We start from the raw sequence: 21878 nt of genomic DNA on the forward strand, positions 1-21878 counted from the left end.
CTCAATCATCCATTGCGTGACATGCATCACACTTATTATGATCGCGCGGACATACTAGGTGTCAGACTCGAGGGATCGAAATGGCTGTCTATGTCGTCACCTGGAACTTGAATCGCGAAGCCAACTACGACGCAAAGCGCACAGCGTTTCTCAAGCAAGTCAACCAATATCAAAACGTTGCAGATCCCGGACTGGAGTCGGTTCGCTGGATTTCATCGAACCTAACACCCGACGCGCTAACAGATGATCTTAAGCATCCGCTCGATAAGAACGACAGACTTTTCGTAGCGCGCATAACCACCGGCAGCCACCAAGGCTGGTTGAACAAGGCCACCTGGGATTGGATCAACCAACGACTGTGACCTCACAAAGGCTTTCCGGTGGCGTCTTCCTAGGCGTCACACCATCTGGGTCGCTGTAACGGAATGCGCCGCTCTGCTCGCCAAATCTGCAGCAGAGGACCCCGAAGCTGCCCCAGAGTTCAAGCAGACGCGGCAGATTCGCGACTCACTATTGGCGATGCACCAAGATCACAGCGAGTCATTGGGAGTGCACGTAGCTCAGCGCATCAATTGCTACAAGTTGCCGCATAAGCTGCACCAAGTTCACAGCGCTCAACAGGCTGGCGAGTCTGGGCAAGAGCAAGTGGCAGCCAGGTCGGCCGGCTTAGAACATAATATACATTATGCGAAATGCTGGATTGCCCGGATCTACGGGTTCGTTAGCTCCGCTTGGCAATGGCTGCGGCTCTGGCTTGGCTCCTGTCATCCTTCGCGGCCACCCGCCAAGGATGAGCTTGCAGCATGATCGAGATCGATCCGCATGACCGTACAGATCTAACCGGCCCTTGGGCCGGTTTCGGCTTTCAGGGCGGCCACATGTTTACCCCCGAAGGTCATCAGCTGGAGCCTTGCGACATGACCTGGTGGTCCCTGACCTGCAACATTGCACGGGAATGGCGGTTGATGATGGCTGAGGAACGGACCGAGGTGGCCGCCCGATCGGCACGGCCACGACAGGCTTCTGCCACAAAGAAATCCAGCGTCATCTGCCTTGCCGAAGCGCTCAGAATTCGCCGAGAACGGCGGTTGGGCGCAGGCGTATCCGGTCCCGACGCCGAGCCATCCAACGTGGTCTACATGAGCCGTGGGCCGAGGCCTCGCCAGCGCGTGTGAGGCGCTTCCGTAGGGGCGCCGCCCCTACGCCCCGCGGATGATTAGAGGTTGCTCATAAACAGCCTAAGCCCGTCGTCTGTCAACCCGGCATGGTCTGGAATGTCAGTTTCATAGTCATGATATTCGCGGTTGACGAGGTCCATCTCCTCCAGGTCTCCGAGCAAAACCCAAACCGCCGCCTCACCCAATTCAAGAAGGCTCGCCAATGTTGAGATCGGAACCTGATTGCCGCGACGACCAAGTGCGTCTATCACGCGCCACTGAAGCTTGCTTAGAACAATCTCTTGAACTCCGTCATGCTCCTCGTCAGTTACCGGATCAGCGACCGTGACGCGCACGTCGTTCAACTGTTTGAGAGCACCGTCTCTTTCATCGACGGCTTGCTTAAGCTGCTCCTTCAGTGCGTCGATGCGACTATTGAGCCTTAGCGTCGCAGACGTGTGCTCCAGGTCCATTTCTTCGAACTGCTTTCGAAGAGCGCGCGACTCCTCATGCGTAAGGACGGTCTGGTCGTCAATCTCACGCTTCAGATCAAGCGCCTCCTTGCTGCGTCTTAGCGAATAGCTATAGACCCAATTGGACGGATACGGGAAGGCAAGAATGTAGAACGCTGCCGTTGCCAAGGGGCCAGCCGCCAGATGGACTGCGGAGTAGGCGTTGTCTTGGTAGATCAAGTGTAGCAAGTGTATTTTTCGAATCGCGGATTCACCTGACAGCACTATCAGCAGTGCCTTGTAGTTCCAGAGGCACCATGACACCGTGAGCGAAGCCCCTAAAGGGCTCATGAATCTGTCAGATACGTACTCCCTGATCCCCTTAACTATGTCGTCAAACATTGCGCCCCCCTTGGCAGTTCAGATCCGACTAATCTCGCTGCTAGGAGCTTAACTGGCTTCGTTCTAGGTTTGCCATATGCCAAGCGATCCTCCGGCCGAAATGCAGACCAGGTGCAGTACGTAGTAGCCGTAGAACGCCCACCGGCCACGAGGTAGTGGCCAGCGAACCCCGTACAGCGCCAAGACCACCGGAAGCGCCATCAAGGCCCACAGGTTGCCATTGAACAGGCATAGCGGAACGAACCCGGCCAGCACCAGCAGCGGTCGGTCCGTGCAGAACCCGAACCACGCAAGCAGCACGAACGCCACGCCCACCCAGTGGTAATCCACGAATGCCGGAAGAACCCCGCGGCGAATGCCAGGACAAACCATCGGCGCTGGCTTACCGCATAGACGGCAGCCGCACACAGCGCGAACGCCAGCAGGATGTTGAGCGGCAACCAGTACCCGAACGCCAATGCGTGCACCGGCTGGGCGATAGCGCCCCACACGGCCAACCTGCGCACAGACTTCACCATGTCGGCGCCGGGCTGGGCGAGGTTGTAGGCCATGACCGGCGCGAACAGCGGGAACGCCACCCGCCCCGCTTCGATGAGTCCAGGCACGTAGCCGCCGCAGACCATCTTGGCAACGTGATCGCCGATCATAAGGATCACGGCCAGCCATTTGAGGATTTCGCGTGCGCTGCTGGTCATCACATATCCCTTGTCGTGGGCGGTGTAACGCTGGTGCTGCTGGTATAGACGGGCGATTCCGGGAAAGAGCCGAGCGCCCTCACCTGCTTACTGATCGTTGAGCCGCTCACGGCTTCGCGCTCGTATCGCGCCTCCTGCTGGTAGTGCGCCGACTGTTGAAGGTCGTTCATGCGGCGAGCGTCAGCCTTATTCGTGTCGAGGAACGGCTCGTACTGCCCCTCACGCGCAACCAGCCTGCATTGCTCCTGATCCATGACGTAGCTGGTGCCCTGCTCGGTCTTGCAACCACACCGGCCAATCTGATGCTCGCCCATCGCGTCCAGACCATCGCCGGACGCCATGCAGTACACACGTGGCGGCTGATTGTTAGGCGCCGCAAGACCGTCATAGGCAGGCGCGGTCCACGGCTGGCCCTGAACCCGTGGGCGCATCCACGCCACGCAGTCGTTCGAACGGGAGGCCGCCGGGGGTGTGGCTTGCGACGCGGCTGCGACCGTCGCTCCCGCTCCGTTCTCCGCCCCCTGCGGCGCCAATCTCGCTGGATTTGCTGCATCCACCTGCCCCGATAGCTGGGCGTGCACACGGTGCATGCGAGCAAGGCAAGATGGCCGATGCAGTACAGGTAAAAGAACCTACCTGCCCGCTTGATCCGCCAGTCCAACTCCGCCACCATGACGACAGGTATCGCCAGCAGCGCCCAACCGTTTCCGTTGTACCAACACAGCAACACCATGCACAGTCGCAGCATGAAGGGGAATTTTGCCGCCATGGGTTCCCATAGGCCCACCAGATCGGGCGCTCGCCGTCCGTAGCCGCCGAGACGCGAGACGTATATGACTATTACTCGCAACCGAGTTGCAGCAACTAGATTTTTTGTGTGTGTCGTGGCAGCTCTTGGGTCCGGGTGTGTGGATTCGACCACTTCATATCGTGTCGATGGTGCGAAGACCGACTTTTGCGTTCCTGGCGATCTAGATGCGACGCCTTCCCGGCGGGGTCATGAGGATCCTGTGACCGGCGGCTTTACCCTGCATGGCTGTTACTCCAGCCATAGCGAGGCTTGTATCGGCCCCAATAATTTGATCTCGGTAGCGGTGGTAGCCAAATCGTACTTTCCTGGAAGAAGGTTTGGCGACCTCCCCCAAGGATCCCATCTGCGTACGAGCGCTATTGAAGGCTGGCAAGACGCGAAGATGCTGGAGAAAGGATTGCTTGCCGTTCCCGACGGCGGCGACAAGAGCCACATTTTCGTATGGCGCTCGAGTGCACGTGGCGCAACAGAACCCATGGATGACGATGAGCTAATGGCATCCTGCGACACGTTGGGCAGTGTTTCCTGCAATCGTGTGCTCCATGGCGACGACTTTGGCGTCACTTACTCCTTCTTCACAGAGAAGGAAATTCCGGGCGACTTCGGCTCATTAGACAAGCAAGTCCTGAGTGAGATTGAGCGGATGAGATGTAGAAGATAGGACTCCGGCTCGGCCAAGTCGCCAGTGATGTTGCAGCGGCAGGCCTTTCGCGTCGTTCATCTCAATCCGTGACCTGGCGCGGGAAATTAAGTGGGAATGGAATAAGACGGAACTAATGCGGGTACGACGGCACCTTCTAGCGAGGAGCGGACCTCCCCCCTACCCTCGATAAACATCCCTTATCGCCGCTCCCCGAAGAAAGAGCGCCTCAGCCCGCGCTCTGATGCTTGCCGAAACCCAGCCCTACTGGCCAGCCGAAGTTGGCATCACACCCTTTCGCACAATCTCCAACCCCCCAACATCGCCAACCGGCACAAGCACTGCAGCCTTCCGAGCCGGGTCCCACAGCGCATAGCTGTCACCAAGTCGACCAATCAGGTTCAGGCCGCCCTGCACCTTTCCACCAACAGTCACCGTTGTCACATACTTGCCGCCACCAGAGGAAATCGTCCTGGCGCGCTCGAAACCAAGCCAGCTCGAAGAAATCGAGACGTACACCAACATCACCAAGACATAGATCAGCCAAGGGGAATCTTTCACGGTGGTCGGTATCACTGGCGAGAGATGTACGGCCAGCGCACATATGATCGTCAGAAAAAGCCCTATCAGCACAGGCCACGCGTTCGACCACCAAAGCAACGCCCCTAGCCCAGTGAAGAAGATCGTTGGACCGAGCCAGGCGAACCGCTTGCTTTTGGATGCCCCGCTCGTCAGCTTTAGATCGACCCAGCCGCTAAACAGCAAGGCCACCAGCATGAGAAACAGCACCATGCCGATGCCTGCCAGGCCAGCCAGTGCCAGCTCGCTCACGGCGACAAACTGAAAGGGATCAAGGCCAAAGTGTCCCCAGTACGCCTTCAGATAGAGCGCGCCTTGAATCAAGCCAAACGTGACGACAGCCGAACCCCAGCCAGCCACATCGGCCATCGTTAGTCTTTTTTGCGTACTTTCCATGTACTCCCCCTTTCAAGCGCCCCCGACGCATCCCGGATAGTGCCATGGCGTGGAGCGCGGCGTCAGCCACACGGTGCAATCTGATTGCAGCAGACCAAGGCTGACCTGAGGGGCATTGAGGGTTCGACCCGTCCATCCATTTGTCGCGTCTGCCCTACTCGCTGCCAGAGCATGTCGGTACCGGCACAGAATATGCGGGCCAATCGGGACCGTCGACAGCCCTTGCAGGCCAAGCCTCTAGCGCCCTTCCCTGCTATGCAACGATTCTGAAAACGTCGAAAACGGTGACGGCATTGCCCTTACTGTATTGGCATCGCGCACAACCGGGCGTATTCCTTGCTATGCCACCTTGAACAGGTGGCCGGGCTTCGAAACCCCGGTTCTACGCTGAAGTAAACGCTTGCCAGCCGGCATCACCCATCAGGTGGTGCCGGCTGGCAATCCGTCGGCCGGCTATGGCGGGCGGTGCGTGGAGGCCTTGTGCCTGCCGGTTCCAGCGTAGACCGGGTTTCGAACCACGCATCGTCCGCCACCTTTATCGGTGGCGGCTTCTGCCTGCACGCAAGGAGCCCAGCCATGACCACGCCCTACTCCCCTGCCCCACAGCCCATCCATGAGGCGCCCTCCCCCGGGCCCGCCGTGGACCCCAACACCCTCATCGCGCTGCTGCACAGCATCGGCTCGGGCGTTGCCGCCAACGGCCAGCCCTGGCCAGAGCGCCATCAGCTACGTGGCCGGCAGATGGCCCTGGCGGATACCGATTGCTCACTGACAGGCCTTCGCGTGGTGCTGGAAGTGCTGCTGGCCGCAGAACGCACCCGCCAGAACGGCGAGCCGGACCAGTACGTTGGCGACCGGGTGATGGAAGGGCTGATCATGGCCGGCATGGGGCTCGCAGCCCATGCAAGCGAGCGGCTGCAACCGGAAGGCTGAAGGACTGCCTTGGTAAAGTGCACGCTGGTTGTGCGCACTCCGCTGGTGAAGGTGCACCACGGGGTGATGTGGGTGCTTTTTCTGGCACTGGTCGTTGCAGCACGGATTCATTGGCCAGAGCCTGAAGAACCAGAGATCCTCGCGTACCGGGGCGTATCCGATGAGGCGTTCTGGACGCTGCGCCGTCACGCACTCCGCTTCGCAGAGGCGCGGGCACGGGACGGTTTCGAGCTGACAGACGGGCCGAACGCAGCGTCTTCCTTCCAGATCCAGTGCAGGGGTGTGCCCGTCCTGTACGTGGAGAGGCAGGAGCCCCTTCTATTGATCAGCCTGCCACTTGGGGCCGGGCGGCGGGCGCCTGCCATCTTCTTTCTGCAGGCCACGCTGGCGTGGCCACTGCAGCCATTGAGCTATCTGGATCAGGTCCTCGAGGGTGTGCAGGAGCCAACAGTGCAGGATCGATTGCTGCTGATGGCCGCTGGCGGCGTGCCTGAGGATGAGCGCTGCGACAGGTAAGAGCTGTCGAGCCGGTGCCGAAGGACTTGGGTCTAATCGTCGATGACCATGTGCCGAGGCGCCTTCGCGGGCGCCTCGGCAGCCGTTTCCTTACGCGCTGATGCGCGCCGCGGCGCTCATGGCATGCCCTTGATCGTAAGCCGCATGACCCAGCAATGGCTCCGACACCTTGCCCTGCGCCTCACTCCAGCCGGTGCTGGCATCTCCGGCAAACCCGCCGATGGCCTCGATCAGCTGCCGCACTTCGGCACTCGTCGACGCATCTACTGTGCGGGCCGAAGCAAGTGAGGTTGCTGCTGGCAGCGGCTTGAGCTGGCCGGCGATCGCCGATGCCGAGATGGCGTTGCCTCCATCCCCAGGCTGCACGAACGCGATGGCATACTGCCCGCCCTGGAAATGCTTCAGCACCCGCATCTGCTGAGCAGAATCGCCGTCAACCCGCACGAGCAGATCATCGCCATCACGGTAGTAGCTCAAGCGGCTGCGTGCGATGCCGTCGAAGTACAGCCAGTCGGTACCGCCGCCGGTGTTATCCACGGTGTCCACACCGCCACCTGCACGGTAGAAGTAGGTGTCGTTGCCTGTACCACCGAACAACAGGTCGTTGCCGTCTTCGCCCACCAGCTGGTCGTCGCCCGCACCACCGATCAGGATGTCGTTGCCTGAACCACTGAAGCTGCCATTGCCCCCGGACAGGTAGTCGTTGCCATCGCCTCCCTCGAGCTTGTCATCCCCACCCATGCCGAACAGGGTGTCGTCGCCGCCCAGCCCCTGGATACGGTCGCGGCCATTGGTGCCCACCAGCTGCTCGCCCGCGGCAGTGCCAGCAATCTGGGACGGGTAGTCGCCATCGTTGCCGCCACCCGGGTTGCCGCCGCCGGCACCTGGCACCAGGGCGTTGATGGCGGCCGTATTCAACGCATTGCCGCCGACAGGTTGCAGGTAGTCCAGTGCCATGTCGCCACCGAGGAAGTGATTGGTGACGGTTACCTTCTGGTTGGCATTGCCGTTGACGGTGATCACCAGGTTGTCGCCGTCACGGGCGAAGGCAAGCTTGGAGAGCGAGATGTCGTTCTGGAAGATCAGCCAGTCCGTACCGCCGCCCGTGTTGTCTATGACATCGATGCCGCCGCCATAGACGTACTGATCATCACCTGCGCCGCCGATGAGTACGTTGCTGCCATCCTCACCGCGCAATGTGTCATTGCCCAGCCCGCCTTCGAGGCGATCGTCGCCTGAGCCGCTGCCGCTGCCATTGCCGCCGGACAGGTAGTCGTTTCCGTCGCCGCCGCGCAGGGTGTCATTGCCGCCCATGCCGAACAGTGTGTCGGCGCCGGCCAGGCCCTCGATGAGATCCTTGCCCGAGCTGCCCGCCAGCTGTTCGCCGGCGGCCGTTCCCTGGATGACCTGGTCGAACTGCCCGCCGGTGCCGCCACCGGCGACAATCTGGTTGATCTGCGCGGTGGTCAGGTACGAACCGCCGTCCGGTTGCACATAGTCGATCGCGGCGTCGCCGCCGAGGAAGTGGTTTGTGACGCGGACGGACGGCGTGGCGGCGTTGTCCAGGGTGATCAGCAGGTCGTTGCCGTCGCGGCTGAACGAAATCCGCTCGCGGCTGATGCCGCCGGTGAAGAACACACCGTCAAAGCCTCCCCCGGTGTTGTCCACCGTATCGGTGCCGCTGCCGGTGTCGAAGACGTACTTGTCATCGCCGCTACCGCCGACCAGCGTGTCGTTGCCGCCTCCGCCGACGATCGTATCGTTCCCCCCCAGCCCGTGGATGATGTTGGATTCCGCATTGCCGGCAAGGTAGTTGTCGAGCGCGTTGCCACTGCCATTGATGGCACCAGCACCGTTAAGGAACAGATTTTCGATATTGTCCGACAGCGCGTACGAGGCGCTCGACTGGACCTGGTCCTTGCCGGCACCGACGGCCTCGATCACCACGTCGGCACTGTCATCGACAATATAGACATCATCGCCGGCGCCGCCTTCCATGCGGTCGATACCTTCGCCGCCATCGTGGTAGTCGTTGCCGATGCCTCCGTACAGAGTGTCGCTGCCGCTGCCACCAAACAGCGAATCATTGCCATCCAGGCCGTACAGAAGATCGTCGCCATCCCAGCCGCCCAGGGTGTTGGCGCCGGCATTGCCGGTGATCACGTTGTCCAGCCCGTTGCCATTGCCGGTCTGGATGCCGACGGCCAGAATCAGATTCTCGACCTCATCGGCAAGCACCAGGTTCGTTTCATAGCGCCTCTCGATGGTATCGACACCCTCCCCGACATGCTCGACGATCCAGTCGCTGCTGCTGTCGTTGATGTAGTAGTCGTCTCCTTCGCCACCCTGCATCCGGTCGCCACCGGCGCCACCGTCGAGGCGGTTGTTGCCTGCATTGCCTGTCAGCTGGTTGTTGCTGCCGTTGCCGGTGCCATTGATGTTGCCGGTGCCGGTCAGCACCAGATCTTCCAGGGTATCGCCGAGCACATAATCGATGCTGGATTCCACCGTGTCATGGCCTTCGTCTGCGAGCTCGACTACGACATCGCCCGCCTGGTCGACGACGTAGGTGTCGTCCCCCAGGCCACCAAGCATGCGATCAGCGCCTGCCCCGCCGTCCAGGCGATTGCTGTTGCTGTTGCCCATCAGTTCGTTGTCATCAACGCTGCCAATGGCGGTGATGGCGTTGCTCCCTTCCACCAGCACCAACCGCTCGATGTTGCTCGACAGAGCGTAGTCACTGGTGGCATGCACGACATCGAGCCCCTCGCCTGCGAGTTCGACGATGCTGTCCAGCTGACTGTCCACGTAGTAGATGTCATCACCGGCACCGCCCTCCATGTGATCGTCCCCGGACTGGCCATCAAGCACGTCGTTGCCGCTGTCACCCAGCAGGCGGTCGTTTCCTTGGCCGCCGAACAGTTGGTCATCGCCGGCGCCGCCATCCAGCCGGTTGGCACCCTCGTTGCCGGTCAGGATGTTGGCAAGTTCGTTGCCGGTGCCGTCGATGTTCGAGTTTCCAGTAAGCAGGAGATCTTCCACGTTGGCCGACAACGCGTGGTTGACCGAGGCGTGCACGATGTCCCTTCCTTCTCCGGCGCCTTCGATCACGGAGTCGCCAGCATCATCCACGCCGTAGATATCATCACCTTGGCCGCCTTCCGCCCGGTCAGCACCGGCCCCACCATCGAGGAGGTCTGCGCCAGCGCCGCCGCGCAGCGTGTCGTTTCCTTCTCCGCCAAGAAGCCGGTCGTCACCATTGCCCCCCTCAAGAAGATCGTCTCCGCCTTCGCCGAGGAGCTGATCATTACCGTCGGCGCCCTGGATGGTATTGCCCAATGCGCTGCCGACGATCACATCGTCGTGGGCGGTGGCCTGCAGTACCTGCTGGTCGAGAGCGGATGCATCCATCCAACTGGGAGCCGCGTTGCCGACGATCAGGCGCAGGCCACGCGTTGCGAGTCCACTGACCGGATCGAAGATGCCCTCGACACGAATCTCATCCACCCCGTTCTGATCGATCCTGAGAACCAGGGTTGAACCATCCCGCCGCATGACCACGTTGCCCGCGGAGACACCCAAAAGCCGCAGCGTCGATACGCCCGCGTCGTCTACGATCCGGTCGCGACCATCGCCGGTGGAGAACCGGTACTCGTCGTCGCCCTCGCCGCCTTCCAGTACGTCGTTTCCGATACCGCCGGCCAGCACGTCGTTGCCGGAACCACCCAATAGTTCATCGTCACCACCGCCGCCGAGAAGCAGGTCGTCTCCCTGGTCACCTGCCATCCAGTCGCGGTCGTCCCCGCCTTCCAGGATGTCGGCCCCGGCTCCGCCATACAACGCGTCCATGCCACTGCCGCCGAAGATCTGGTCCGCGCCTTCGCCGCCACTGAGCGTGTCGTTTCCATCATCGCCACGGATCACGTCGTCCCCTGCCTCACCCTGCAGCAGGTCATCCCCTTCGCCTCCGGAGAGCTCATCCGCACCCGTGCCACCGGAGATTTCGTCATTTCCCTGCAGGCCGACCAGGACATCGTCGCCCTCATAGCCCCGCAGAACATCGTCGCCGGCCGTGGCAGCCTGGACCATCGACTTGATCATGGCCACTGACCACGAGGCACCATTGGCGAAGCGGATCTCGTCGATCCGGGAGGGGCCTGCAGCGTCTTCTCCGAAATAGTTCTGCACCGTCAGCACGTCCGCACCGTTGGCAAGCTGCAGGACCAGATCGTTGCCCACCCGCGTGGCACGCACGTCAGCAGGATCGATGCCGAGCAGGAACTCGATAGTATCCAGGCGATCGGCCGCTGCATCGTAGTTGTTGATCACATCCCGCCCGAAACCAGTGGCGAAGATGTACCGATCATTGCCGGCACCTCCCTGGAGAGTGTCATTGCCCGCACCACCGTCCAGCCGATCGTTGCCATTACCACCGTCGAGATAGTCGTCACCCTCGCTCCCCAGGATCAGGTCAGCGCCGTCCCCCCCGGACAGATGATCATTGCCTGTGCCGCCGTCGAGCGTGTCATCGCCATCATCGCCATTCAGCCGGTCGGCGCCGCCTCCGCCTGCCAGACTGTCATTGCCACCGCGGCCGCTGAGCCACTCGTTGCCGTCGCCGCCCTGGATCACATCGTCACTTTCGTAACCATAACGGTCGTCTACCCCCGGCGTTGGTATCAGCACAAGCTGCTTGACGTCCGCAATAGTCCAATGCGTGCCATCAGCAAAGCGGATCAGGTCCACGCGGTAGGCACTGTTGCCGTCATCACGGAAGTAGTTCTGGATGTCGATCCGATCATCCGTACCGCTGATCTGGATGCACAGGTAGTCGCCGCTGCGCCATACCTTCAGGTCTGAAGGGAGCACGCCGCTGGCCATTTCGAGCACGTCGAGGCGCCCTTGGGACGCATCGTGGTTGTAGATGCGGTCATGGCCGGACCCGCGGCCGAACACGTAGAGATCATTGCCGGCGCCGCCATCCAGATAATCATCACCTGCACCGCCATCGATGCGGTCATCGCCGGCACCGCCGCTCAGCGAATCAGCGCCTGCGCCACCGAAGAGCCTGTCGCGGCCGTCACCGCCGTCAAGCGAGTCGTCGCCAGCTCCGCCGTGCAGCGTATCGGCGCCCGCGCCACCGTCGAGCTGATCCTGCTGCGCGCCGCCATACAGGACGTCATCACCTGCCTCCCCGCGCACGATGTTGCGGCCCTGGCCCCCGAACACCACGTCGTCGCCAGCGCCTGCAGAGATGAATTCGGATACATCCGGCGTATCCTCGCCAAGAATCGTGTCATCGCCGGTCCCGCCAATGCCACGACGCAGTCCGACCTGTTCCAGCGACTGGATGAAGACTGAGTCTTGAGCATTCTCGGCCATCCACGCACGCAGCAGCGTCTCGCCCTGAGTCCAGGTAACCGCACCTGATACCTGCCGCGGCAATGCCCTGGCCAGCTCTACCAGATCGATGGCCGCGTTGGTGCGATCGGCGGAATAGCGGGACAACAGCACCGTGTCGACGGGCGCAAAGTCCACGTCCGTCTTTCCAGTGACGGTATCGATGGTCAGCGTTACCTTGTTGATGTAGGCCTGCAGACGGGTCTGCAGCGCAAGTTGTGCGTAGCTGCCCTCGAAGAAGGCATCGTAGACCCGCCCATAGTTGTTGAGGTTCTCTGTGCCCCAGAACACGGCGCCGACGGGTTCCATTCCAAGGATGGCTTCGACGACACGTACCTTGCGCGTATAGGCTTCGTCCATGGTGCCGGGTTCACCCAGAAACACCTGCTCGCCGGGTCGAAGCCGGATGACGTTCTCCGAGCTTTCGTCATATCGGCCGCCACTCATGTGGAGGACGATGCTCTCGTCGCTGAACCTGGGGTTCGTCCGCGCCCACTGGTAGAGCACTTCCCCCAACAGTTCACGCTGAGTACTGCGCGTGGTCGCTGCAGAGAATGCCTGGATCGCCTGGAGCAGAGCGGGCGACAGCGAGGCCGCCTCGCGCAGGTCCCTCAGCATGCCCATGCCCTGCAGATTCGCGAGTCCCGCCAGCGCCTCGGGAATCACAATACGGTCCACATAACGGCTGTGGATGGTGTCGGCGTCAAAGTTGAAATCCTGCATCAGCCGGGTCGATTCCACCCCGTTTGCATCCACGCGAGTGTAGCTGCTGGTGCCCATCAGGTTGCCGCCGGGCACGTCGTCACTGGCAGCCCCATTACCGACGAAATTCGTGGAAAGGCGAGTGATTCCAAGTTCCGTCAACGTCTTCAGTTCGCTCGATTCACTGATGCCATTGCCGTTGCCATCCTGCCAGATCTTCAGCGAGCTGAAAGCCGCGTCGGCTGCGTCGATGGATCCATCGCCATTGGAATCAAGATCGGCGAGCGCCTCCATCCCGTTGAGAGCGAGGCGACCATTGCGAAGGCGGGTACGGTCGCCGAACAGTTCACTACCATTCTCGACCGCGCCAGAGCCGTCGATATCGCGCACCAGTAGGCCATCGCGTGCGCCGACCCAACCGGTTGCCGTGCGAATGCCGTCGCCGTCATAGTCGAAAAGTGGACCGGACAGATCGCCATCAACGATTGTCGATACAACGCCGTCTCCATCCAGGTCCAAGGCGATGGGATCGTAGCGCTCGATGCGGTAGTCGTCGCCCCGGATCGCATCGCCCAGTTCACCGAGCTTGTCCTGCAGTGGTCCGTTCACTTCGTCCCACAGCATGCCACCCAGGTAGCCGCCGAGGACGGCAGCCAGACCGATGGCGATGGTCACCGGAAGGCCGACTGTGAGACCGAAGGCACCCAGCAGGGCCATCGCGCCATACCCGAAGGCCTCTGCCAGCAACAGGCTGGTACCTGCCTTGCCCAGGCCATTCCAGTCCTGGTTCAGCGCTGCTTGGCCAATCTGGTACGCGTCGAACGCCGGCCCCAGATACTCTCCGAGGGCTCTGCCGGCGGCACTGTTGCCGAATGTGCCCAGGTCACTCAGTGCCTGGGTCTTCATGTTCCCCAAGAAGCCGCTAAGCTGATCCTGGGTATGGATGCTCTGGGTTACCAGGCTGTCAGCCATCGCGTTGTAGTGATTGGCCAGGTTCTGGTAGGTCTGGGAGAAGCTGAGGTCTGGATTGTTGGCGTAGCGCTGCGCATTGAGATCTGCATAGTGCGCGTTGGCTCGGATTCCCTTTTCCAGCCCCTCGATCTGAGCGTCGAACGGCGATCGCCCCTGCGCAACGGCCAAGTCATAGCCTTTGTTGTATGCATCGTAGAAGCCACCGATGAAATTGTTCAGGTGCCCTGCGAGATCGCCAGCATTCTGCTGAATTTCTTCAAGCGTAATTACGGAAGTTGCCACGGTTCACACTCCTTGTTGAATCAGGCCAGATAGAAGGGATGACACACACTCGTGCGATGTCCCCGCGCGAGGCGGGGGCAGTACTGAGATTCTGTTTCGTACAGGCGGCGCGTCCGAATACGGGAGCGTATTTAGACGACTACCTTCCCGCGTTTATCGCGCTGGAGGACGGGGAAAGAGGAGCTTGGGGGTCCCGACCAACAACAACCACGCTGCCATGGCCGCACCGTATGCGAGCACGCCGCCCACCAGGAACGTGCCGAAGAAGCTGCCGGTGAACAGCTGATACAAGCCTTTGCCACGTCCTGCAGCGCTGTTTCCAATGGTCAGCACAATCACCGGCAGCAGCATCAGCCCGCTGCAGAGAATCAGGGAGAAGGCACCCAGCAGCCAACGCTTGGCAGGGGGATTCCATGGCACGGGATAGCCTACGAGCAGTCGTCTCATCCGGAAGAACAGCACCGGGATGGCGACCAGATACATCAATGCGACGTATAGCCATGTTCTAACATCGGCGCTGCTGCGATCGAACAGGGCCTGCGGGTAGGCCCCCGTGCGATGCAGCACATCGGCGCCCGCTACCAGCACCGCACTCATTGCCATCGCGGGCCAGAACAGGCGCGAGACCCCGCCCCATTGTGCGTTACGTTGCTGCTGCCCATCGTTCATGCCAGACATGAGAGCCTTCCTGAAAGAATGTGTCATGAGGGATCCAGAAGCGTATCCAGGTCGCCAAGGGGCGGCTGGACGGGGTGCTAGCGCTCGCGCATCGCCTCGCCTGTATGCTGCTGCAGCGGACTCAGCAGGTAATCGATGACCCGCCGTTTCCCGGTCTTGATCTCGGCACTCAGGCTCATGCCCGCCGTCATGCGCACGCTGACACCGTCGATCTGCAGGGTGGCCTTGTCCAGTTTCACCCGAACCGGGAAGATCAGGCCCAGATTCTCGTCCTGCATCGCATCGTGGGAGACACTCACCACCTTCCCTGTGAGGTAGCCGTAGCGGGTGTACGGGAAGCTCTCCACTTTCACGGTCACCGCCTGGCCGGTGCGCACAAAGCCGATGTCCTTGTTGAGAATGGTGGCTTCGACCTCCAGCGCTTCCTCGCTGGGGACCACAGCCAACAGCGGTTGCGCCGGAGTAACTACGCCGCCCACCGTGTGCACGACCAGTTGCTGCACGGTGCCATCGACCGGGGCGCGCAGGGTCATCTGGCGGTCGCGCTGTTCCGTCCGCGATACTTCCGGAGTCATCTGCCCGATCTGTTCCTGTGCCGCGCGCAGCCCGTCCAGGGCTTGTTGCCGAAAGTCGGCCACCAACACCCTCAACTCTTCTTCAGCTGCCCGCTGGGCCGACCGGATCTCCTGCACGCGATTGCGCTGTGCGGCAAGGTCACGCTCGCCTGCGATGCGTTCCTGCTCGCGCAGCAGATAGTCGTGGCGACCCACGTAGTTGCCTTGCAACAAGCTGCGGTAGTCGTCTGCGCGCAGCCGAGAGATGCGTGCAGACTCCTCCAACGGTTTCACCGAGGCCTGGGTGGTTTCCAGTTCCGCGCGCCGCTGTGCGATCAATGCCTGCAGATTGTGGCGCTTGGCCTGCAGTGCCTCGTACTGGCTGCGCGCCAGCGCCTGCTCGGCCTGCACACGGTCGGCAGGGAGGTCGTTGTCGACACGGAACACGGGAGCCGCGCCGTCCTCCAGAGCCTCGGTGAGGGCGCGCAGGCGCAGAGCGGACATGCGCGCGTTCAGCAATGCATCGTCCGCTTTGGCAACGTCGGCCGCAGTGGCAGTGGCATCGAGCTCGATCAGCACCTGCCCTGCTTTCACCGTCTGGCCGTCACGTACCAGGATCCGCCGCACCACGCCGGTTTCCGCGGGCTGCACCACCTTGGTCCGCGAGTCCACGACGGTCCTGCCGGGCGCCACTGCGACGATATCGAGCTTGCCGAGGGTAGCCCAGAGCAGCGCCACGCAGAACAACGCGATGATGATGCGCATGGTCCACCGCGCGGTGGGCGACGCAGGTGTTTCAATCAGTTCCAGGTGCGCGGGCAGGAAGGCGCGCTCCTCGGCCTCGCGCGAAGGCGGATCCATATCGTGCCGGACACGCCAAGCGCCACGGAACACTGCCAGGTAGCGCGCTGCGAAGACACGCACTCCGTCACGGATGTGCTTCATGCCGCACCCTGTTGCAGGCGATGCAGCTGAGCGTAGTGCCCGCCTGACTGCGTCAGCAGCTCATCGTGCGTTCCGCTCTCGACGATGCGGCCGCGATCCACGACCACGATCCGGTTGGCCCTGCGCACAGTGGACAGGCGGTGCGCGATGATGATGACGGTACGACCCCTGCAGATCTCGCGCATGTTGGACATCACCGCGTGCTCCGACTCGTAATCCAGTGCACTGGTGGCCTCGTCCAGGATCAGAATGCGTGGGTCGGTGATCAGTGCACGGGCAATCGCCACGCGCTGTCGCTGGCCGCCTGAAAGGCCTGCGCCTTGCTCACCTACTTTGGTGTCGTACCCTTCAGGCAGCGCCGAAATGAACTCGTGGGCGCCGGCCAGGGTTGCCGCCTTGATCACTCGCTCGAGCGGCATGCCTGGATCGCTCAGTGCGATGTTCTCGCGCACGCTGCGGTTGAACAGGAAGTTCTCCTGCAGCACGACGCCCAGCTGCCTCCGCAACCAGGCTGGATCGGCCAGGGCCAGATCGTGCCCGTCCACCAGGACCCGCCCTCGCTCAGGCGTGTACAGGCGCTGGACCAGCTTGGTCAACGTACTCTTGCCGGATCCTGAGCGCCCAACGATGCCGATCACCTGCCCGGCGGGAATATGCAGGTCGATGCCTGCAAGGATCTCGGGGGTATCTGGGCGGTAGCGGAATCCAACCTGCTCGAAAGTGACATCACCACGGATGGGAGGCAATGCCATCCGGCTGCCTGGGAGCTCGGTGCGGGTATTGAGGATGTCACCCAGTCGCTGGACCGAGATGCCCACCTGCTGGAAGTCCTGCCACAGCTGCGCAAGGCGGATGATTGGGGCGGCCACCTGCCCGGACAGCATATTGAAGGCGATCAGTTGCCCCAGTGACAGCTTGCCATCGATCACCAGCTTCGCGCCCCAGAACAGGATGGCCACGCTGACCAGCTTCTGCACCAACTGCACGCTCTGCTGGCCGACGGTGGCGATCTTGGTGACTCCAAAGCCGGCATTCACGTACCCGGCGAGCTGGTTGTCCCAAGTGCGCGTGACGCGTGGATCGACTGCATTGGCCTTCACTGTGCCGATACCGCTGATCGTTTCGACCAGGAAGGACTGGTTGTCAGCGCCTCGTGCGAACTTCTCATCCAGCCGTTTGCGCAGTACCGGTGTGATGCCCGCCGAAATGAGCGCATACAGCGGTAACGAGATCACGACGATCAGAGTCAGCCAGCCACTGTAGTGGAACATCACTGCCAGGAAGACCACGGTGAAAAGCAGGTCCAGTACCGAGGTCAATGCCTGTCCGGTCAGGAAGTTCCGGATGTTTTCCAGCTCGCGCACGCGTGCGATGGTGTCGCCCACGCGGCGGGATTCGAAATACGCCAGCGGCAATGCCAGCACATGCCGGAAGAGGCGGGCGCCGAGCTCTACGTCGATCTTGCTGGTGGTGTGGGCGAATACGTAGGTACGCAGTCCACCGAGCACGATGTCGAAGACGGCGATGGACACCAGGCCGATGGCAATCACATCCAGTGTAGTCAGGCCTCGATGCACCAGCACCTTGTCCATCACCACCTGATAGAACAGGGGTGTGACCAGTGCGAACAACTGGATGAAGAACGAAACCGCGAAGACCTCCAGCAGCATCTTCCGATACTTGACCACCGCTGGGATGAACCAGCTGAAATCAAACCGGGCCAGTTCGCCGAGAACCGAAGCCCGCGACGCCACCTGCAGCAATCGCCCACGATAGCGTTGCTGGAGCGTCGCCATGTCGATACTCTGCGGGCGCTTCTGGGCCAAGTCGTGGATCAGCACCTGATCGCCATTGATGCGGGCGATGATGAACGCATCACCATCCTCACCGAGCGCCAGTGCAGGCAGGTTGGCCAGCGCGAGGCGCGCAGGTGGCGTCGACACCATCCGCGCCTTGAAGCCCAGCTTGCGGGCCGCCAATACCAATGTTGTCTCGTCCGTGGGGGTATTGCCCAGCCCAGCGTCGTGCGCCAGCTGACTTGCGTCAGCCGCAATACCGTGGAATTGAGCAAGCAGTACCAAACCGCGCAGCGCAAGATCCTGCTGACCCTGCACATGCACTTCCCCCGGCACCGAAGGTGCCGCGTCTCCCTGTGGCATAACATCCCCTGCGCAGCTTCCATTGTGCGCAACCCCGCGCGGAGCTTGGAGCCAGTGAATAGCCCTGTCAAGTGGAGGCGGGGCTCGATACGGCTTGCCTCCTGGGCGCCGAGCACGACGACGAGAGGGACGACCAGTGGCCTTTCCTTCCCTGCCGCGGTGCCGGCCAGTTCGACATTGGCACCGGCAGTTTCAGCAAGGACGACCCGAATACGTCGTGGTTGTGCGCGAAGGCGCGCCGACGCCGGCGCCATGAGCCAACGTAATCGTGAACGCCCCGCTTGGGCACGGTCGTCAGCGAAAGTGCACCGGGCTACACGTGGTTCGAGAATGCACGCGAATTCCGCTTGACGCCTTGGCTCAATGATCCGATGGGCGATTGCCCGTCGCTTGCACCGTGCCTGCCCGATTCCTGGCCGTCACATGCTGGTGCACTGGTTGGCACAGGTGCGGCATCCGGCTCAGTTCTGGCCGCACTTTGAAAAACTGGCTGCGGAGATTCTGGACCAATGCGAGCACGCGGAAAGGGACCGGGCGCACGCGGGCATCCAGGCCATGACTCGAACGTCACGCGCTGGAGCTTCCGCCCTGGCACCAGCGTGATGACTGCCTGCCGCCGAGGAAGCCGGAAGCGTGATGAGTGGTGCTGTCGCAGCAGGGTTTCGCATCTGCAGGGCAGCCGCGCGCGACGCGATCATCACGGCGCCACTTGCATAACTCCGCAACCGGCCACCGGCCGGGAGCACCTGCCGAACTGGTGTGCAGCTGGCAGGGTATGATGCCGACTTTCTCGCACTTGCCGCGATGCAGCGCGCGCGTTGCTGTTGACTACGCGCCGGTGCAGCTGAGACCCCCACTTACTCCATGCTCGCTCCCTATTCTCCCTTCATCATCTGGGCGGCCGTGGCCGTTGCCACCGTCGGCCTGCTGTTCCGGCCGTTCCGTATTCCGGAATACGTGTGGGCGCTGGGCGCGGCCGCACTGCTTCCGCTGCTCGGGGCGGTGTCGCTCGGCACGACCTGGCATGCGGTCGCCGAAGGGCGCGATGTCTACCTGTTCCTGATCGGCATGATGGTGCTGGCCGAGCTGGCACGGCGCGAGGGTCTGTTCGACTGGCTGGCGCTGTATGCGGTGCGGCATGCCGGCGGCTCGGGCCGGCGCTTGTTCGATCTGGTGTTCCTGGTCGGCACGGTAGTGACGGTGTTCCTGTCCAACGACGCCACGGCGGTGGTGCTGACGCCCGCCGTCTATGCGGCCTGCAAGGCGGCCCGCGCCAATCCCCTGCCCTATCTGTTTGTTTGTGCGTTCATCGCCAACGCGGCCAGCTTCGTGCTGCCCATTTCCAACCCGGCCAACCTGGTGGTGTATGGCAGCCACATGCCCTCGCTGCTGCAGTGGCTGGCACAATTCGCGCTGCCTTCGCTGGCAGCGATTGGTGCCACTTATCTGGTGCTGCGCTGGGTGCATCGCCGCGAGATCGCACAGCCGTTGGCAGCGTCGCCCGAGCATCGCCCGCTTACCGAGGGTGGCCGGCTGAGTGCGTTGGGCGTGTTGTTCACCGGCACCGTGCTGCTGGTGACCTCGGCAATGAACGGCCCGCTGGGCCTGGCCACCTTCTGTGCAGGCGCGCTAAGCGTCGCGGTGGTGGCGATCCGCCAGCGCCACAGCCCGCTGCCGCTGTTGCGCCACGTGTCGTGGGGCGTGCTGCCGCTGGTGGCCGGCCTGTTCGTGCTGGTTGAAGCGGTGTCGCAGACCGGTGTCATCCAGACGGCGGCCAGCAACCTGCAGGCGCTGGCGCAGACCTCGCCGCACCAGGCGGGCTGGCTGGCTGGCGCCTCGGCCGCACTGCTCAGCAACGTGGCCAACAATCTGCCGGTGGGTCTGGCGGCGGGCTCGCTGGGGCAGATGGCCGAGCTACCGGCGCAGACGCGCGCGGCATTGCTGATCGGCGTGGACCTGGGCCCGAACCTGTCGGTGACCGGCTCGCTGGCCACCATGCTGTGGCTGGTGGCGCTGCGCCGCGAAGGCGAGCATGTCAGCGCGCTCGACTTCCTGCGGGTCGGCGCGCTGGTGATGCCGCCCGCGCTGATCGGAGCGTTGCTGCTGCTCTGATCAGGGCGCGGGCGCCATGCTTGCCTAGAACGCCACCTGCAGGCGGGTGTTGAAGGTGGTGCCTTCGTCCTTCCCTGGCCCGGTGCCGCTGCGGTTGTTCGTCTGCCAGCGGATGGCCTCGAACATCACGCGGCTGAAATCGTTGAGGTACCAGTTCGTGCCCAGCGTCCACGCATGGCCGGTACCGCCGCTGGGCAGTTCGGCGTAATCCACGTCTTCATAGCGTGCCTTCAGCTCCCACGCGCCCCTGCCGCCGCGCGTGACCGGGTCGGCCACCTTCACCCGGCCCCAGGTGCCGGCCTTGCCCGAATAGGCCGGCGTGGCGCCGGCCAGGAACCAACCGGCCGAGACGGCCCAGGCCTGGTGATCGAGGTCGTAGCGACCGCTGGCATCGGCGCCACGCAGGTTGCGGGTGCCCCATTCGCCGGTCGCCCAGGCCGGGCCGAAGAAGCCCGCCAGCTCTGCGCCATAGCCGGTGCTGCGCTCGGCGCCCAGCAGCGTGCCCGGGGTGATCTTGACCAGATCGTTGAAGTGCCCGGCGATGGCCGAGCTGCGCACCACGCTGCTGGCGCCGGCGGCGATCTCCTCGTGGAAGGCCCATGCGCCCAGATGCACCGTCGCGGTGGAGCTCTCGATGGGGTTCCAGTGCACGCGCGTGGCCCAGGTCTGGCTGTCGTTGTCGGTGCCGGCGTTGTTGAGGTCATTGCCCGCCACCGAAAGGCTGGCGTGCCAGCCCTTGCCGTACACGCGCTCGGTAAGGCCGACACCGAACAGCCCGCGCTGCGGCAGCATCAAGGTGCCCACCACGTTGCGGTCCTGGAAGGGTGTGTTGGAGGTGCCGCTGGAGCCGTCGATGCCGCGATCGTTCAGGCGGTTGCCGACGGTGAGGTCGGCAGGCAGGCCGAACAGGCGGTGATCGACGGTGGCATAGACCGATTTCCAGGCCACGTCGTTGTCGGCGAAATCGCCCTCCACGGCCCAGCCGAGGATGCCGTAACGGCCTTCGGCACCCAGGCGCACCGAACGGATTTCGGTGCCGGACAGATTGCGGTCGTTCACCGCGGAGCCGTCGGTGCTGGAGGCATCAACAAACAGGCGCCCGCGCGGCCGGAAGGTGACGTTGCCGTCGGCGCTGCTGAACTCCGGCGCGCCCTTCGACCAGGACACCTTGGGCTGTTTGGACTGGCCCGATTCCAGCGCGGCCACCCGGGTTTCCAGCGCAGCCGCGGGCGTTGCCGTTGCCGGTGGTGGGACTGCAGTGCCCTGCCCGGCCTCGACAGCGCGCAGGCGCGCCTCCAGCTGCTGGATCTGCACGGCCTGCTGCTGCACCAGTTGCGAGAGCTGGGCCTGGCTCAGTGGCGCAGGCGGTGATGACGTGGACTGGGCGCCGGCGTGGCCACTGGCCAACAGCAGGCCAAGCGCGACCGACAGCGCTGCCGGCGGCAGCACGGTGGAATGGTTCATGGTCTCTCTCTCCGGCCAGCCGGCCCCCT

15 protein-coding genes and 1 pseudogene are annotated in these 21878 nt (G+C 62.7%); 7 read left to right on the forward strand and 9 right to left on the reverse strand.

The window, feature by feature from the left end:
• The first annotated feature begins 80 nt into the window (after positions 1 to 80).
• Together HFK18_RS16535 and HFK18_RS16540 are read left to right on the forward strand one after the other, a co-directional pair.
• Positions 81 to 362 carry a hypothetical protein gene (locus HFK18_RS16535; protein ID WP_180167064.1) on the forward strand — a complete coding sequence of 94 codons (282 nt, stop codon included), beginning with the start codon at positions 81 to 83 and terminating at the stop codon, positions 360 to 362.
• 444 nt (positions 363 to 806) lie between these two features.
• Positions 807 to 1175, forward strand: coding sequence for a DUF3653 domain-containing protein (locus HFK18_RS16540; RefSeq protein ID WP_343202979.1), 369 nt, complete (start codon positions 807 to 809; stop codon positions 1173 to 1175).
• Positions 1176 to 1216: 41 nt separating this feature from the next.
• On the opposite strand, the gene HFK18_RS16545 is transcribed toward HFK18_RS16540, so the two are convergent.
• From HFK18_RS16545 to HFK18_RS21925, 3 genes and pseudogenes are all read right to left on the reverse strand, one after another.
• Positions 1217 to 2011 carry a hypothetical protein gene (locus HFK18_RS16545; protein ID WP_180167066.1) on the reverse strand — a complete coding sequence of 265 codons (795 nt, stop codon included), beginning with the start codon at positions 2009 to 2011 and terminating at the stop codon, positions 1217 to 1219.
• A gap of 63 nt (positions 2012 to 2074) precedes the next feature.
• Positions 2075 to 2706, reverse strand: a pseudogene (locus tag HFK18_RS16550) (TraX family protein).
• Complete coding sequence (locus tag HFK18_RS21925; protein WP_257216273.1) at positions 2706 to 3047, reverse strand: hypothetical protein; 342 nt, start codon at positions 3045 to 3047, stop codon at positions 2706 to 2708. Before HFK18_RS21925 ends, HFK18_RS16550 begins: the two are co-directional and overlap by 1 nt.
• A gap of 567 nt (positions 3048 to 3614) precedes the next feature.
• Between HFK18_RS21925 and HFK18_RS16565 the strand changes: the two genes are divergently transcribed.
• Positions 3615 to 4178, forward strand: coding sequence for a hypothetical protein (locus HFK18_RS16565; protein ID WP_180167069.1), 564 nt, complete (start codon positions 3615 to 3617; stop codon positions 4176 to 4178).
• A 243-nt stretch (positions 4179 to 4421) separates the two neighbouring features.
• Here HFK18_RS16565 and HFK18_RS16570 read toward each other — a convergent pair whose 3' ends face one another.
• Entirely contained in the window at positions 4422 to 5132 is a 711-nt protein-coding gene (locus HFK18_RS16570; RefSeq protein WP_180167070.1) for a hypothetical protein, read from the reverse strand.
• Between the two features lie 576 nt (positions 5133 to 5708).
• Between HFK18_RS16570 and HFK18_RS16575 the strand changes: the two genes are divergently transcribed.
• Positions 5709 to 6065 carry a hypothetical protein gene (locus HFK18_RS16575; protein WP_180167071.1) on the forward strand — a complete coding sequence of 119 codons (357 nt, stop codon included), beginning with the start codon at positions 5709 to 5711 and terminating at the stop codon, positions 6063 to 6065.
• 30 nt (positions 6066 to 6095) lie between these two features.
• Entirely contained in the window at positions 6096 to 6581 is a 486-nt protein-coding gene (locus HFK18_RS21930; RefSeq protein WP_257216274.1) for a hypothetical protein, read from the forward strand.
• 90 nt (positions 6582 to 6671) lie between these two features.
• Here the strand turns inward: HFK18_RS21930 and HFK18_RS16585 are convergent, their stop codons facing one another.
• The 4 genes from HFK18_RS16585 to HFK18_RS16600 all read right to left on the reverse strand — a co-directional run bounded on the left by HFK18_RS16585 (position 6672) and on the right by HFK18_RS16600 (position 18273).
• Complete coding sequence (locus tag HFK18_RS16585; protein WP_343202970.1) at positions 6672 to 13937, reverse strand: calcium-binding protein; 7266 nt, start codon at positions 13935 to 13937, stop codon at positions 6672 to 6674.
• A gap of 153 nt (positions 13938 to 14090) precedes the next feature.
• Positions 14091 to 14615: a transporter gene (locus HFK18_RS16590; RefSeq protein ID WP_180167072.1), complete on the reverse strand. Its 525-nt coding sequence runs from the start codon at positions 14613 to 14615 to the stop codon at positions 14091 to 14093.
• A gap of 77 nt (positions 14616 to 14692) precedes the next feature.
• Complete coding sequence (locus HFK18_RS16595; RefSeq protein ID WP_180167073.1) at positions 14693 to 16114, reverse strand: HlyD family type I secretion periplasmic adaptor subunit; 1422 nt, start codon at positions 16112 to 16114, stop codon at positions 14693 to 14695.
• Positions 16111 to 18273: a type I secretion system permease/ATPase gene (locus tag HFK18_RS16600; RefSeq protein WP_180167074.1), complete on the reverse strand. Its 2163-nt coding sequence runs from the start codon at positions 18271 to 18273 to the stop codon at positions 16111 to 16113. Before HFK18_RS16600 ends, HFK18_RS16595 begins: the two co-directional genes overlap by 4 nt.
• A gap of 281 nt (positions 18274 to 18554) precedes the next feature.
• On the opposite strand from HFK18_RS16600, the gene HFK18_RS21935 reads away from it, so the two are divergent.
• The gene (locus HFK18_RS21935; RefSeq protein WP_257216275.1) at positions 18555 to 18755 is read left to right on the forward strand and encodes a hypothetical protein; all 201 of its coding nucleotides are present in this window, start codon (positions 18555 to 18557) and stop codon (positions 18753 to 18755) included.
• 382 nt (positions 18756 to 19137) lie between these two features.
• Positions 19138 to 20385, forward strand: a complete 1248-nt coding sequence (locus HFK18_RS16610) for an arsenic transporter (protein ID WP_180167075.1) — start codon at positions 19138 to 19140, stop codon at positions 20383 to 20385.
• Positions 20386 to 20409: 24 nt separating this feature from the next.
• Here HFK18_RS16610 and HFK18_RS16615 read toward each other — a convergent pair whose 3' ends face one another.
• Complete coding sequence (locus tag HFK18_RS16615; protein ID WP_180167076.1) at positions 20410 to 21849, reverse strand: porin; 1440 nt, start codon at positions 21847 to 21849, stop codon at positions 20410 to 20412.
• Positions 21850 to 21878: the final 29 nt, after the last annotated feature.

The sequence above is a fragment of the Stenotrophomonas sp. SbOxS2 genome (assembly GCF_013416715.1).
Classification (GTDB): Bacteria; Pseudomonadota; Gammaproteobacteria; order Xanthomonadales; family Xanthomonadaceae; genus Stenotrophomonas; species Stenotrophomonas lactitubi.